This window comes from Frigidibacter sp. (genome assembly GCF_030695035.1).
In the GTDB taxonomy this organism is placed as follows: Bacteria; Pseudomonadota; Alphaproteobacteria; order Rhodobacterales; family Rhodobacteraceae; genus Frigidibacter.
In genome coordinates this window covers 234,879-249,658 of sequence record NZ_JAUYTT010000005.1, presented here as the reverse complement: position 1 = coordinate 249,658, position 14,780 = coordinate 234,879, and the positions used below count along the sequence as shown (strand labels likewise).

Below are 14,780 nucleotides of genomic sequence, written 5' to 3'. Positions count from 1 at the left end.
ACGAGATCAGCAGAATTGCGGCGACGGCTGTGAGGGCGATCTTCTGCGCGATACCAAGCAGGAACGCCTCGATGCGCGCAACGAGACGCACGAAGCCGTTGCCGGTGTCCCCCAGGTTTTCCATCGGCTCTATGTTCACAGTCATGGTCCCCCCCAGCAGGGCGGCGCTGCCCCGCCCATATAAGACATAAAGCTAGCGAATAAAATAATGCGGCGCAACGGGTCTTTCAGACTTTGTTTCTACCGCCTGTTGGCGTCACTGCCTGGTCAGCAAGCGCGTCTGGCACGAGAACGAGCTTGCCGGACGTTTCCCGGCTCTCCAGCGCGCGATGCGCGGCGGCGGCGTCAGACAGCCGAAACACCCCGCCCAGCTTGATCCTGAGCCTTTGCTGCACCACGAGCTCGGCGAGGGCATGAAACTCGGATACGATGGTGCCCCTGTCGGCCAGATGCGGTTTGAGCCAGAAACCGGAAACCGAGGCGCAGGGCGGACAGAGCGCCTGCGTATCGAGGCTCCAGCGCTCGTTGCCGGTCTGACCAAAGACCGCCACGCGGCCAAAGGTGGCCAGCAACCCGAAGGATTTTCGCGAAACCTCACCGCCGGCCGAGTCCAGCACGGCATCGATCCCCCGCCCCGCCATGATATTGCGGACATCTTCGTCCCAGCCTTCCGCGGTATAATTCACCGCAGCGTCGGCCCCCAATGATCTCACCAGATCAGCCTTTTCGGGCGTGCTCACGCAACCGATGACCGTGCCTGCGCCGTAAAGGCGCGCCAGTTGGACCGCGATCAAGCCCACGCCCCCCGCAGCGGCCTGCACCAGCACCGATTCGCCCTTGGCGATCCGAAGGTGGCGCTTGAGGATCAGCGACGCCGTCAGCCCCTGAACGAAGAGCGCCAGCGCTGTACTGTCCGGCAAACCCATCGGCAGCGGATAGACCCGGTCCACCGGCGCGGCGACCCATTCCGCATAGCTGCCCTGCCCAGGGAAAACCAGAACGCGCTCACCCAGCATCGCCGGATCGACACCTGTGCCCAAGGCCTCGATGATGCCGACCGCTTCGCCGCCCAGCAGGTAGGGCATGACCGATGGCACGGGATAGACCCCGCCTTTGCGGCGCAGGATGTCGGCAAAGTTGACACCGGTCGCCCGGGTCTTAACAAGCACCTCACCGGGCGCGGGCTCCGGTCGGTTGACCTGCTCGTAGACCAGAACCTCGGGCCCTCCATTGGTGTGGAACCGGATGGCGTTCATCATCGTAGCATCGGTCATCATGGTGCTCCTGATATCGGTGTCGGGCGGACCCGGTGATCAGTTCGCGGCGCCGCCCCGGAAAGCCATCATCCGGGCGCCAAGGAAATCGAGCGATTGCGCCCAGGACTGCGCCGAAGCTGCATAGGCCGGATCACGCTCGTCAAAGGTCAGAAAGGCGTGGCGTTGCCCCGGCAGGATGCTGACCTGATGTGGTGTGCCGCTGCCCTGCAAAATGCCGTTGGCCTCGGCGATGGCGGCAGCGGAGACAAACTCATCCAGGTCGCCCCAATGGGCGAGGAGCGGAGTGCGAAGGCTCTGGAGTTCGTCCATCGCCGTGAAAGGCGACAGCCCGCTGGTGGGTCGACGCTCGATAGTGGCGTAGTAAAGGACGGCCGCATCAAGACGGGTCCGGTTTGCAAGCGTCAGCGCCAGTGCACCACCGAGGCAGAACCCCATGACGCCGACGCCCTGCCCCGGATGGGTCGACCGCAGATGATCGGACAGCACGACAAATTCTTCGAGCGTTGCGCTACGGTCGAGCCGGGCCAGACGCTCGCCCGCGGATCTGACATCGCCATCCGCAACCGGCCAGAGATGGCTGAACATTTCCGGCACCACCGCGACGAAACCCGCGGCGGCGAGTCGCTTGCCCAGTTGGCGGTAGAACGGGCTGCGGCCGAAAACATCGGTCGCGACAAGGACGCAGCCCCGCGGTTCCTGCTGTGGGCGGAACAGCGACGCGAAATGAGGACCGCGATCAGAGGCGAAGGTGAGGAAGTCTTCATCAATCCCGTCGAGCGCTGCATCAGGCCTTTGGACATCGCTGTGACACATAGGGGCGCCTTTCGAAATTGTTCCACGGTCCAGAATCTGCTTGAAACGTCTAGCGGAGCGATGGCATGAAGTCAAAAGATAGTTATATGATCTTAATGCTCCGATGTGCCACGCCCTCGCAGGCGTGGCGACAGGACCTCAGGGGGGCCACGCACCGATGGAAGCTGACATGTGGCGCTATGCATTAGACGCGGCCCATGACGGGCTTGTCGAGGTCGGCAACGGCGCGGAAGTGTGGTGCTGGGATTCCGGCGGGGTCGGCGAGACTGTTGTCCTGGCGCATGCGCATACCGGTAACTACCTGTCCTGGGCGCATCAGGTTCCGGCCCTTGCCGCGCAGGGTTTCCGCATCATCGCCTGGTCCCGTCGCGGCTACTTCCGGTCCTCGCCGCTGGTTGCGGATGATGCCGGCACCCAGGCCGATGACCTTGCGGCGCTGCTCGATGCCCGCGGCGTGGCTCAGGCCCATCTTGTCGGCGTCGCCGCCGGGGGCGCCAGCGTTCTGGATATGGCGCTGTCGTATCCCCACAGGGCTCTATCGGTCTGCGCTGCTTCCAGCCTGATGGGGCTGGATGATCCGCAGTTCCGGGCGCGGGTTTCGATCCTCACCGCGGACTGGTTCCGTGCCCTGCCGCCCGAAGCCAAGGAACTGGGCGCGGGGTTCCGCAGCTTCTCCCCAGAGGGGGTCGCCGAATGGGCCCGCCTTCAGGCGCTCAATCCGCCGGTGGCGGCGCCCAAGGGCACCCGCTTCCTGCAACAACCGCTGCGCACCGACATCACCACCGCCGGGCTGGGCAGGTGTCCTGTTCCGGTCCTGCTGATGACCGGGGCCGCGGATGCCTACATGCCGCCCAGACTGCTCAGGCAGGTCGCCTTCGAGGCGGGAATAGACCGGGTGACGGTGTTCGAGGACGCCGCCCATGCACCGCATGTGGAAGCTCCCGAGGCGTTCAACGCAGCGCTGGTTGCGTTCTTTCGGGCCTCCTCCCCGGGCAGATCAACGGCGGCGGAACCCGACGGGCTTGACATTTAAGGCTATATGATAGCTATATATATTATTTGGTACAATGGGAGCGGATTTTCCGTTGGACAGGGAGGGAACGTCAGCCCGCAGGGACTGGCGGACAGGTAAACAGGGAGGAACAGAATGAGACTCTGCACATGGGGGGCCAGCGCCCTCTGCCTAACCATAGGCATGACAACTGCCGCCGCTGCGCAAGAGGTGACCATGCGCATTTCGGTACCCTCGGTGAGCACCGGTTTCGTCTGCACCGACATCTTCACGATGTGGGCGGCAGAGATCGAGGCCGAGTCCGACGGACGCATCGACGTGGAGGTGCTCTGTGACAGCACGCTGAGCCGCCCAGGCGATACCGTGACCCGGGTCGCCGCGGGGGTGGCGGATGCGGGCTTCGATCTGCCCAACGTCTACGGCGCGCGGTTCGCGCATTACGGCGTGGTCGGCATTCCGGGTCTGGGCGAGGATGCCAGCGACACCGCTGCGGCCCTGTGGTCCTTGCAGGAAGACGGAACTTTTCCGGCGATCCCCGGTGTTAAAATGGCCATGTTCCAGGTTCAGAACACCGTGATGGTCTGGACCAGAGAGCCGCTGGCGACTGCGACCGACCTTGCAGGCCAGCGGATCATCGCCGGATCGGCGCTGCGCGGCATGACCATCTCCGGCATGGGTGGTGTGCCGCTGTCCCTGCGCGTTCCCGAGTATTATCAGGCGCTTGCGCGTGGTGCAGCCGAAGGTGTGATGACAAATGCCGGCGCGTTCCTGACCTACAGCTATCACGAGATGGTTCCGAACGGCTATGTCGCGCCCTGGGGCGCCGGCGTCTCTATCGTCTTCCTCAATGAGGCCTGGTACGATTCGCTGCCCGATGATCTCAAGGCGGTCATCGACAACAATACCGGGGCTGAGACCTCGCGTTGGGCCTCTGATCTGTTCCAGAAGTACGAGGAAGAGGAGCTGCAGACCCTTCAAACGGCAGGCAGCATCACTCTCACCGAGTTGAGCGAGGCTGACCTCACCACTCTTGAGCCCGCCTTCGCCGCGGTTCGCAATCATTGGGTCGCAACCACCGAGAATGGCGCGGCCTATCTGAGCGCCTTCGAAGCCGCTTACGCGGCGCAGTAAACCCGGCCCCGCGCTTCCCCACGCCGGGGAAGCGCAAGTTCGCCGCTTGCACTGACCGCTTCACCTCGCCTGAGAAAGAGAGCCGGGCAATGGCATCGCCGTGATGAAACCATATGGCAGGCGACGATCGACGCCCTCGATACCCGCGTTTGCGGGGGCTGTTGGCGGTGCCGCCCCGTCAGAACCTGCAGATTGACGGCGGCTCATACGAGGGCCCGATCTAGACTTGGCGCCGGAAGCGCCGACCAACGCGTCAGGAGCGACAATGGACCGTATCGTGGCTATCGGCGACACCCGGCTGAACCTGCGGGTAGAGATCCGCGACCCCGCTGCCCCATGGGTGGTCTTCAGCAACTCACTGACCACCGACCTGAGTGTCTGGGATGCGCAGGCCGAGGCGCTGCGCCCCCGGTTCAATCTACTGCGATATGACCAGCGCGGGCACGGCGCCTCGCCGGTCGCTGCCATCGACGCAGGATTCGAGACCTTGGGCGGCGATCTGGTCGCCCTGCTCGATCATGTCGGGATCGAGCGCTGCAGCTTGGTCGGCCTGTCGATGGGGGTTCCGACCGGGCTTGCAGCCTATCGACGCGCTGCCGGCCGTTTTGGCAGGCTCATCCTGGTCGACGGGATGGCGCGGACTGCGCCGGGCGGCGCGGCGGCCTGGGCCGAGCGCCTGGCCACGGCCCGCGATCTTGGTATGGATCGCTACGCCGCCACGATCACGGAACGTTGGCTTCAGCCCGACACGCGGGACGGACCGCTGGGTAAGCGGCTGCAGGCGATGATCGCCGCGACGCCCTTCGACGGTCTGGTGCAATCGGTCCGGGCGTTGCAGGATTACGATTACACCGCGGTGGTCGAGACGATCACCTGCCCGCTCCTCGTCATTGCCGGGGCAGAGGACGGCACGATGCCCGAAACCATGCGGCGGGTCTTTGGCACGGTGCCGGGCGCGCGGATCGAAACGGTCGCGGCTTCAGGGCACGTCCCGAATTTCGAGCGTCCCGAGGCGTTCAACGCGCTTGTGCTTCCGTTCCTCAGCGCGGACCTGAACGGATGAAGCTCTACTGGTCGCCACGCTCGCCCTTCGTGCGCAAGGTGATGATCGTGCTGCATGAGCGGGGGTTGCTCGACCGGGTGGAACTGATCCGCGCGCCGGTGCAGCTTGACGGACCGCTGAATCCGGCGCTGATGCGCGTCAACCCATTGGGAAAGATCCCGGCGCTGGTCTGCGACGAGGGGCGCGTAATCCTCGGCTCGCCCGTCATCTGCGCGTTTCTGGGTGGCCTCGGCGACGGCCCGGGACTGGTGCCCGCCGATCCTCGCGCTCGTCTGGACAGCCTGCGGTGGGAGGTGCTCGGCGACGGTCTCACCGATATCCTGCTGCTATGGCGAAGCCTGATCCGCAACGGCATTGCCGCGGACTCGCCGATCTCGGACTCGTACCGCGGCAAGATCCCGGCGATCCTGTCGTCCCTTGAAGCGGAATGTGCGGCGCTTGCTGCGGTGCCCTTTGGGCTGGGGCATATCGCCATCGCCTGCGCCCTCGGACAGCTGGACTTCCGCTATCCCCACTGCGGCTGGCGCCTTGCCTTTCCGGCTCTGGCCGAATGGGCCGAAGACCTCAACCGCCGGCCATCTCTGGCAGCCACAGGCGTACAGGATGACGGCGCGGCGGATACGGGCGATGTGGTCATGCCCCTGATACTGCAGCGCCCGGCCTTCTAGGCGCTGCCTGCCAGCCTTGCCAAAACCGCTTCGGTATCCTCGCCCAGCAGCGGCGCGCTGCGATCCAGCGCGAGGGGGGAATTGGCGAAATTCATCGGGCTGACTACGTGCCGAACACTGCCGGACAAGGGATGCGGCAGCTCGCGCACCATGCGGCGGTGCTGGATCTGCGGGTCCTCCAGCGCCATCGGGATGGTGTTGATCGGACCGCAGGGCACGCCGCGGTGCCCGAGCTCCTGCAGCCAATGCGCCAGAGGCTGGGCGCTCAGTGCTTCGCAGATCAGGGGATGCAGCGCGGCGAGGTTTTCGACCCGCGCATCATTGCGCGAGAACCGCGGATCATCCCCCCATTGCGGCCGGCCGAGCGCCTCGGCAAAGGCCCTGAACTGGCCGTCGTTGCCGACCGCCAGCACAAGATGCCCGTCCGCCACCTGGAACACGTCCTGCGGCTGGATATTGGGGTGCCGGTTGCCGCGCCGCACCGGGACCGTGCCCGAAACCAGATAGTTCATCGCCTGATTGGCCAGAAAGCCCACCGCGACATCCTGCATGGCGATGTCGATATGGTCGCCCTTGCCGCTCTGCTCGCGGTTGGCGACCGCCGCCAGCACTGCAATAGCGGTGTACATGCCAGTCATGATGTCGACGATCGGCACGCCCACCTTCTGCGGCCCACCACCCGTTTCGCCATCAGCCGGGCCGGTAACGCTCATCAGCCCGCTCATCGCCTGAATCATGAAATCATACGCCGCATCGCCGGCCCGAGGGCCAGTCTGGCCAAAGCCGGTCACCGAGGCGAGGATGATGCCGGGATTTGCTGCGAGCAGCGCAGCATAGCCAAGGCCCATCCGGTCCAGCGTGCCGGATTTGAAATTCTCCACCACCACATCGCAGGTCGCCGCCAGCGCAAGCACCGTCTTGCGGCCCTCGTCGGTCGCGAGGTCCAGGGTGATCGACTGCTTTCCCCGGTTGACCGACAGGTAATAGCCGGATTCGCGAGTGTCTCGGCCTTCGCTGTCCTTGAGATAAGGCGGCCCCCAACTGCGGGTGTCGTCGCCCAGACCGGGACGCTCGACCTTGATGACCTCGGCGCCCAGATCGGCCAGAATCTGGCAGCACCAAGGACCGGCCATGATCCGGCTAAGGTCCAGTACGCGCAAATGTTCCAGGGGCCCCGGCATGTTTGCTCCTTGGCTGTGGCTTGTAAGATCGATAACCTAACTATATGTTTTTATAGGGCAGGCAGATCGGTGGCAAGGCAAACCTGAACCATTGTGCCATATTAATGATTTATTTGACACCTGCGGCGACGAACGGAGATCGGCGATGAAACAGACACTGGCAGAATCCACGCTCAGCGACGACCGTCCGGGCGTATCGCTCTATGCCAAGCTGGCAAGCATGTTCCGGTCGCGCATCGACTCGGGCGAATGGGTGGTCGGGGGCCGCATCCCGACGGTCGAGGACCTCGCCAAGTCCTATGGCGCGGCGGGGATGACAATCCGTCAGGCGCTGGGGATCCTGGAAGCCGAAGGCCTGATCGAGCGGTTCCGCGCCAAGGGCACCTTCGTTCGGGCGCGGCCGAAACGGGATCTGTGGTGCGACGTTAAGACGGATCTGTCCGGCCTGCTGATGTCGCGGCTCGGCGCGACGATCGAGGTGCTGGAAGACGAAATGGTGGATCGGCTGCCCGACACGATCGAGGGTGTTGCCTCCGAGGGCCTGCGTTACCGCCACCTCGTCCGCCGCCACACGCGCGAGAATGTCCGCTTCCTGCTGGGCCATGTCTTCGTGCCGGAGGGCATCGCCGCCATGTTGACCGAGGAAGATCTGCGGACCAAGACCGCGACCCGGCTGGTGGCCGATCTGAAAGATGTGGAAATCGCCGACGCCAGCCAGATCCTGACCATCGAGCGGGCGGACTACGCCGTCGCCCAGCAACTGCAGATCCAGCCGGATTTCCCGATTGCCAGAGTGGTACGCAAAATCTTCGACCGCGACGGCAAGCCGCTGGTCTTCGCCATCGGCCTCTATCGCGGCGACAGCGTGCGCATCGAGATGAAGCTGCGCTGAGAGCGCTCAGCTCCTGAACACCGGCGCGCGCTTCTCGCGGAAGGCGGCCATGGCTTCGGCCGTATCGTCGGACAGGGATAGGGCCTTGGTCTGCCCCTGCTCGAAGCGGTAGCCCTCATAGATCGACAGACCTTCTGTCATCTGGAACGATTTCTTCGCGGCGCGGACAGCCGAAGGGCTGGCGCGCGCGATCTCGGCCGCAATGGCCTGCGCAGTGTCCAGCAAGGCCTCGGGCGCGACGCAGGCCGAGGCGACGTTCATGCGCAGCAGATCCGGCCCATAGACCCGGCGCGCGGTATAGATCATCAGCCGCGCATCGCTTTCGCCGAAATGGCGCCGCAGATGCGCCACGCCGCCGGCGAGACCGACCGTCACCTCGGTCATCTGCAGGAAAGCCTTCTCCGAAACCACGAGGATATCGCAGCACAGCGCCGTCACGCAGCCGGCGCCAATTGCCGCGCCGTTGACCGCGGCGATGATCGGTTTGGGGCATTCCAGCAGGCAGTCGAAACTGGCCCGCACCCGCCGATTATGGGCGGTGTAATGACCCGGATCCTGCGTCGGGCGTTCGGAGAGGTCGGCCCCGGCAGAAAAGGCCTTCCCCTCGCCGGTCAGCACGATGGCGCGCACATCGCTCCGGTCGCCGAGGGCGTCGATCACATTGACCAGTTCCTCGCGCAGGCGGTTGTTCTGCGCGTTCACCGGCGGGCGGTTCAGCGTGATCGTGGCGACATGATCGGTGACGCTCAGGGCGAGGGTTTCATAGGCGCTCATTGCAGCCTCCTGTGTCAGGGCGTGCCGAACAGCGCGCGGGGGTTGTCGACAAACACCTTCCGGCGCAGCGTGTCGTCGGCGGTCCAGGCGTCGAACAGGTCGACCTGCCCGCCGATATCGGGCGTCGCCTTGTCCATCATGATATAGGGCCAGTCGCTGCCCCAGATCATCCGGTCCGGCGCGGCCTCGAGAAAGGCGTCGTGGAACGGCCGGACATCCGCGTAGTCTGGCCAGGCGCCGCGCGTGACCCTTGTCGCGCAGAGCTTCACCCAGATATTGCCCTCGGCCACCCGATTGCGGAGCGCGCTGATCGCGGGTCCATCAACCCCTTCGTCCGCGTCGTAATTGCCCATGTGATCAAGGACCAGCGGCAAACCGAGCGCGGATAGCCAGGGCATCGCCTCGACCACATAGGCCGCTTTGGCCCAGATATCGGCATACCAGCCCAGTTCGCGCATCACGGGTGCGAAGTCCTTCAGGCTTTCCAGCCCCAGAACTCCGATGGGCTTGGGGCCGCCGTAAGCCGGCCCCGTCTCGCAGAACCTGAGCGCCCGCATACCGGCCCAGTGCATCGCTTCCAGCGTAGTCGCCGGGCTGTCCGCGGCCACGACACCCACGGCATGCAAGCGCTGCGGCGCCGCGGCGACGGCATCCAGCACGCCGGAATTGTCGAAACCGTTGGCGGAGGCATGCACCAGCGCGCCAAACCCGAACCCCGCTGTTTCGAGCCCGGCCAGATGCGCCTCGCGCGGTGCGATGGGCGGCAGGTAGGGGCAGCCCGGCATCAGCGGGTATTGCGCGAAGGGACCGAACACATGAGCATGGGTGTCCCAGGCGCCGGCAGGAAGCGGATTTTTCGGGGTGGACCGAAACTGGTTGACCCAATCGGGGTTGGCGGAATCACGCATCGAGGCTCTCCAGAAAACCGGTGATGACTGCCGCGAAAGGCCCGGGCGAGATCAATCCGGCGAAATGGCCGGTGACCAGCTCGCCATAGCGCCCGTCCGGAAGCTGCCCGGCGAGGGTGCGGCATTCCTCGAGCGGCTTGATCGGGTCCAGCGTGCATCCCAAAATCAGCGTGGGTGCGGTGATCCGGGGCACCAGCGGCCCCAGATCGAGGGTGACGAACATCCGGCTCAGGGCCGCAACGCTGGCCGGGTCGTTAGTAAGATAGCGCAGCCGGTACTGGGCAAAGCCCGCGCCGCGCAGGCCCTCGGGATAGGCCTTCTCCAGCCCCGCGTCGGCCACTGCCCGCATTCCGGCGCGCTCGACATAATCGGCTCGCGCCAGCAGGTTTTTCTGCGCAACCTCTGACACGTTCCCCGTCGCCGGACTGTTCGTCACCACCGATGCCACCCGGTCCGGAGATTCCGCAGCAAAGGCCAGGGCGATGGTGCCGCCCATCGCGGTGCCAACGAGATGCGCCCGCTCAATGCCAAGCGCCTCCAGCAACGCGCCAAGGTCCGCGGTCATGGTCGCCAGATCAAGTACCTTGGCCCGTTCGGACTGGCCGAACCCGCGCTGATCATAGGCCAGAACCTGCCATGACGGGGATAGCAGCGCGGCAACCTCGGCCCAGCTTTCGATGGCCCCGCCCGCCTCGTGCAGCAGGACAACGGGGATGCGACCCGACGTCCAATCGCCAGAGCGGACATAGCGCAACACGGCGCCGTTGGCTTCGACCCAGTTCATGTCTGATCTCCGGCGTCGTGGATGGCGCCCAGCGGCACCAGCGGCAGCAGGACATGCGAGGGATGATCGGGCCCGAAATACACCTTGTGCAGGACCGTCTCACTGCGGCCGATGTGATAGGGGATGTATTCCACGTTGTTGCCCCCGCCGATGCCGGTAGTGAAATCGGCACTGCTGATCTCGACGCACAGCCGGTGCCCGCGACGGAACAAATGGGCGAAGGACATCAGCTCGATCCTGTATTCGACCACCTCGCCGGGCGTCACCGCCTGACGCGCCTCGCGCGTCAGCTTGTGCCAAGGTTTCCAGGGGGTGGAGCGGTCCTCGTCCAGCGCGCGGTACGAGGCTTTGAGCCACCCGCGGCTGACCACATGTTCCGCTGCCTGAACAGGATCCGTGTCCTGTGCCATGCGCAGCGGCCAGTCGGGTCCGACGTCCTTGATGGTGACGAACCAGTTGGTGTCGGCGCAGTCGATCGAGGCAAAGAGTGTGGCGCTGACCGGTCCGGCGGACAGCATGTCGGTGCCCAGAGGCTCGGACAGGTAGCGAAGCTTCTGGATGGTCCGGGTCTGCGTTGCCGGCATCTGCACAAAGGCATCGGGGCCACCACTGCCATCCCGGCTTCTGGGGGCAAAGGGTTCCCGGCGCAGCCGTTCCCAGGAATCGAGGTAGAATTCCGTCCACATCGCCTCGGGCAGCGGCCAGTCGGCGGCGGTCAGCCAGCGGTTCGCGCCAGTCACATACATCCTGACCGGCGGCTCGTCCATGATGCCGGTGTCCCTGCCCTTCAGCCAGTGATCGTACCAGCGCAGGATCTCATTATGAAAGGCGCGGAACGGCCGGTCGACCTGTGCATTGCCGGTGAACATCAGGCGCTTGGGCGCCGTGGTGTTGCGGTACCAGTTCTGCGTGCCCTGAAAATGCGACTTGTAGGTCTGCGCATACCAGCCGGTGCCGAAATAGGCCGGGATTTTTAGATCACTGAACCGTTTCTCGGCGGCTTCCACGGCCTGGGCCGTATCGAAGGGCTGGATCAGCGTCCGGAAGAAGATCGGCGCCTTCTGCCCCTTCATGGCGAGGATGTTGTAGATCTTGCTGTGCGCGATGTAGTCGGGGTTGGCCATCGCCTCGCGCCACGCCGCTTCATCGGCTTCCGACAGCGCGCCCGGCGGACCGGATCTGGTGTGCGCCACCGAACCTGCGTCGATGATCAGCGGGAAAGCATGGACCACTCCGCCGGGGTTGCGGTCGCGGAATTCTCGGTAGGCCGGGCCCGGATCATAGGGAAAGATCGCCTTGAGCGAGGGCGGCTGCAAGGCTGCGGCCTGCAGTTGCGCGGCCCCAAAGGCCGAGATGCCGATCATCCCGACATTCCCGTCGCACCAGGGCTGCGCGGCGATCCATTCGATCAGGTCGTAAAGGTCGGTCTCAGGATTGCCGCCGCCCTCTGACTTGCCGTTGCCGCGCGCAGTGCCGATGACATGCACATAGCCGCGGGCTGTCAGGAAGTCGGTGTCTCCGGCCTCGATCTCCCCGGCCCAGAGTGGCGACCATGGCGGCTGCGGCCCCACAACGCTGGCATACTCGCGCCCTGACAGATCCTTGTTGTAGGGCGCGAAAGCCAGCAGCGCCGGCAGCGGGTCGGCGGTCTCCGGGCGATAGACATCAACGCAAAGCGATACGCCATCGCGCATCGGGACGCGGACATCGGGTTGGTCAATTCGCCCGTCATATTCGGGCGCAGGCCTGTAGGGACTGGGCGGCTCACCGCTGGTGCCGTTCAACCATTCCATCGCCGTCCCCCCCCTTGGTCACCCGTCGTTGTACCCTGGTTGGCCCAGACGACGCGGCTTTCCCGCGCCCCTGCGGGATTAAATAAATCATAAAAGTGATTTATAAGTTGAAACCCAGCCTGTCAAGCGGTGTCTCGCACGTAAGGCGCGTCCCGGTCCCTCAGGCAGCGCATCCGACGCAGGGCTTGCCGATAACCAAGAGAAGCAGCTTAGCACCAGCATCCGGCGGCTCCCGGCGGTGGGCAGGGCCTCGCGCGTGACCGACTTGACGCAGTCGAATGACGCGTCACTCTTTGATCACGCGGGTCGCGCTCCTGATAACGCCCACTGACGCCTGCAGGCCGAGACGACGTATCGAACGCAGGTTGAGGATGATCTGCGGTGCAATGCTCACGTCCACCGGGATCGCGCCTGCGCTTTCACCCTGCAGGATACGCGCCGCCATTTCAGCGCCGCGTTCCCAGATCGCCGGGAAATCAGGGGCAAATCCCGCTACACCGTCCTCTACGGCAATCGATTCCAGCCCGACCGCGGGCAAGCCAAGATGCATCGCGGCGGCCGAGATGGCCTTGCCGTGGGCATTGAACAATTCATGCGGGCCGACTGTCAGCGCCTCGATGCCCTCCCCCGCCATGCGGGCGATGACCGCGGGAAATTCCCCGGCCGCCTCGCACAGATAGGGCGTAACGTCCAGCGCAAGACCGGCAGCCGCCTTCTGCATCCGTTCAAGAACAGGCTGCGCCACGGCATAGCCCGGATTGTACAGATGGCCGATGCGTCGTACCCCGGGTTTGAGCGCTTTCAGCAAGGTCAGCTGATCGTGCTGGACGCTGGCGGGAAACGAAACGCCAGTCACGTTTCCCTTCGCGCCGGTTTGCAGGTTCTGCAGGCAGGCACCCGTCAGATCCATCGACCAGCCCACGACGGGACAGACGCCACCCTGTGTCGCCGCGATCATCGCCAGATTGGCGTTGGTCATGAACGACAGCACCACATCTGGCCGACGCGCGACAATCTCCTTCGCCAGTTGGCCGGTCCTGAGGATGTCGCGGTTGCCGAACACCCGCAGATACGTAGCCCTGACCCCCTGCCGCTCCAGATGCGCCTGCGCCACGTCCATGACCGCGACATGCCCCGGGTCCGCCGCGGCGTAGGTGAACAGGGCGACAAGAGGCGCGCGTGCGCGCACTGCGGTCGTCATGCCGCGACTTGTGGACTGTGGCGCCGCCCTGTCACCAGCGACGGTGTTTCCAGGTTTCCGGCAAAGAGGGAGTATTTCAGGCGGGCAGACTCATCCGTCGCCAGCAGCCGGAAACGCTCCAGACCCTCCTGAAGGCCTTCTTCCTGAAGGAGGAGCTTCATCAGACGGGTAGCTTGTGGCGAGGTGAATTCGAGGAAGACCCGCTTGCGCTCGCGGGCATAGGTATCAAGGATATCGACAGGGGCCTGATTGCCCAGAATGGCGGCCAGCGCTTCATAGAGGATGAACACGTCCAGACAGCCGGTCGTCAGCCCGAAGCCGCCTGCAGGGTTGGTCGCATGCGCCGCATCCCCCGCCAGCAACACCCGCCCCACCCTGAACTCGGTGGCGTTGCGCTGGTGTATCCGGTATACGGAGTGATGCTCCAGCGCATACCCGTCGCGCGCTTCTGGGATGATCCTGGGCAGCATGGCGTGGATGCGCTCAACGACCCCCTCGGCCGGCAGCCCGGAATCCTCGGCATAGGCGCAACGCCACAGGTTCTCATTGTCGATCATTGCGAGGACTGCGCCGTTCGGCTTGTCGACCAGCAGCAACGAGCGCGCATAGCCATGCTTGCTCAGGTCGATGCGGATATTCGTGGCGACGAATTGCTGGTCCCAGGTGAATCCGTCAAAGCCGACACCCAAGGCCTTTCGCACCGCCGAACGGGCGCCATCCGCTCCGACCAGCCATTCGACATTCATCTCGAAGGCACCTTCGGCGTCGTTCTGCAGGCTGATGGTCACAGTCTTGTCGGTCTGCCTGAGACCGGCAAAGGTGGTGCCCCACAGCACCCGCGTGCCCGGATAGGCCGCCAGCTCCTCCAGGATGACATCCGCCAGGATGTGCTGCGGCAGATAGACATTGAACGGAAACTTCACATGCCCCTGAAGGACATCGAGGTTCCAGCGGATCTCCTCGCCGGTCTTGTGGACCTTCAGGGCGAAGTCATTCTTCGCAAAGCCGCGGGCGATCGCCTTGTCGAGGATCCCCAGCTCGTCCATGCCGGGAAGCGTCGACCAGTGGTGTGCGATGGCGCGTGGGCTGTCGACGACGCCGGGTTCGCGCTCGATGACAACGCTGTCCACACCCTTCCGGGCAAGTCCCAGCGCGCAGAGCAGGCCGACCGGCCCCGCCCCGATGATCGCAACGCGATAGTTTGACATTCCACCCTCCGGCTTTCGTGTGTTGATAACGGCGACTGTCAGGCGCCGCAGGACTGACGGCCGGTCCCGCTACCG

Annotated in this window: 14 protein-coding genes; 5 read left to right on the top strand and 9 right to left on the bottom strand. The window is 64.7% G+C overall.

The genetic code is table 11. The annotated features are described in order from the left end of the window. Window positions 1-227: 227 nt before the first annotated feature. Together Q8S30_RS03185 and Q8S30_RS03180 are read right to left on the bottom strand one after the other, a co-directional pair. Window positions 228-1,259, bottom strand: coding sequence for a zinc-binding dehydrogenase (locus Q8S30_RS03185; protein ID WP_305664591.1), 1,032 nt, complete (start codon window positions 1,257-1,259; stop codon window positions 228-230). Window positions 1,260-1,313: 54 nt separating this feature from the next. Next, complete coding sequence (locus tag Q8S30_RS03180; RefSeq protein WP_305664590.1) at window positions 1,314-2,090, bottom strand: dienelactone hydrolase family protein; 777 nt, start codon at window positions 2,088-2,090, stop codon at window positions 1,314-1,316. Between the two features lie 169 nt (window positions 2,091-2,259). Here Q8S30_RS03180 and Q8S30_RS03175 point away from each other — a divergent pair, with 169 nt between their 5' ends. From Q8S30_RS03175 to Q8S30_RS03160, 4 genes are all read left to right on the top strand, one after another. Continuing rightward, window positions 2,260-3,123 (top strand): alpha/beta fold hydrolase, encoded by an 864-nt coding sequence (locus Q8S30_RS03175; RefSeq protein WP_305664589.1) that lies wholly within the window; start codon window positions 2,260-2,262, stop codon window positions 3,121-3,123. A gap of 162 nt (window positions 3,124-3,285) precedes the next feature. After that, on the top strand, window positions 3,286-4,233 hold the full coding sequence (dctP, locus tag Q8S30_RS03170; protein ID WP_305664588.1) for a TRAP transporter substrate-binding protein DctP: 948 nt from the start codon (window positions 3,286-3,288) through the stop codon (window positions 4,231-4,233). A gap of 265 nt (window positions 4,234-4,498) precedes the next feature. After that, window positions 4,499-5,296 (top strand): alpha/beta fold hydrolase, encoded by a 798-nt coding sequence (locus tag Q8S30_RS03165; protein ID WP_305664587.1) that lies wholly within the window; start codon window positions 4,499-4,501, stop codon window positions 5,294-5,296. Continuing rightward, complete coding sequence (locus Q8S30_RS03160) at window positions 5,293-5,964, top strand: glutathione S-transferase N-terminal domain-containing protein (RefSeq protein WP_305664586.1); 672 nt, start codon at window positions 5,293-5,295, stop codon at window positions 5,962-5,964. The genes Q8S30_RS03165 and Q8S30_RS03160 overlap by 4 nt, the downstream gene beginning before the upstream one ends. On the opposite strand, the gene Q8S30_RS03155 is transcribed toward Q8S30_RS03160, so the two are convergent. After that, the gene (locus Q8S30_RS03155; protein WP_305664585.1) at window positions 5,961-7,145 is read right to left on the bottom strand and encodes a CaiB/BaiF CoA-transferase family protein; all 1,185 of its coding nucleotides are present in this window, start codon (window positions 7,143-7,145) and stop codon (window positions 5,961-5,963) included. The two genes, Q8S30_RS03160 and Q8S30_RS03155, sit on opposite strands and share 4 nt — an antisense overlap. A 145-nt stretch (window positions 7,146-7,290) precedes the next feature. On the opposite strand from Q8S30_RS03155, the gene Q8S30_RS03150 reads away from it, so the two are divergent. Then, a complete protein-coding gene (locus Q8S30_RS03150; RefSeq protein WP_305664584.1) occupies window positions 7,291-8,037 on the top strand; it encodes a GntR family transcriptional regulator in 747 nt (248 codons plus the stop codon). Between the two features lie 6 nt (window positions 8,038-8,043). Here the strand turns inward: Q8S30_RS03150 and Q8S30_RS03145 are convergent, their stop codons facing one another. The 6 genes from Q8S30_RS03145 to Q8S30_RS03120 form a co-directional block, all read right to left on the bottom strand. Then, window positions 8,044-8,811: an enoyl-CoA hydratase/isomerase family protein gene (locus Q8S30_RS03145; RefSeq protein ID WP_305664583.1), complete on the bottom strand. Its 768-nt coding sequence runs from the start codon at window positions 8,809-8,811 to the stop codon at window positions 8,044-8,046. Between the two features lie 14 nt (window positions 8,812-8,825). Continuing rightward, a complete protein-coding gene (locus tag Q8S30_RS03140) occupies window positions 8,826-9,719 on the bottom strand; it encodes an amidohydrolase (protein WP_305664582.1) in 894 nt (297 codons plus the stop codon). Then, window positions 9,712-10,503, bottom strand: coding sequence for an alpha/beta fold hydrolase (locus tag Q8S30_RS03135; RefSeq protein WP_305664581.1), 792 nt, complete (start codon window positions 10,501-10,503; stop codon window positions 9,712-9,714). The genes Q8S30_RS03140 and Q8S30_RS03135 overlap by 8 nt, the downstream gene beginning before the upstream one ends. Then, entirely contained in the window at window positions 10,500-12,296 is a 1,797-nt protein-coding gene (locus tag Q8S30_RS03130; protein WP_305664580.1) for a CocE/NonD family hydrolase, read from the bottom strand. Before Q8S30_RS03130 ends, Q8S30_RS03135 begins: the two co-directional genes overlap by 4 nt. A gap of 286 nt (window positions 12,297-12,582) precedes the next feature. Next, window positions 12,583-13,497 carry an ABC transporter substrate binding protein gene (locus Q8S30_RS03125; RefSeq protein WP_305664579.1) on the bottom strand — a complete coding sequence of 305 codons (915 nt, stop codon included), beginning with the start codon at window positions 13,495-13,497 and terminating at the stop codon, window positions 12,583-12,585. Continuing rightward, window positions 13,494-14,705 (bottom strand): NAD(P)/FAD-dependent oxidoreductase, encoded by a 1,212-nt coding sequence (locus Q8S30_RS03120; RefSeq protein WP_305664578.1) that lies wholly within the window; start codon window positions 14,703-14,705, stop codon window positions 13,494-13,496. Before Q8S30_RS03120 ends, Q8S30_RS03125 begins: the two co-directional genes overlap by 4 nt. Window positions 14,706-14,780 lie beyond the last annotated feature (75 nt).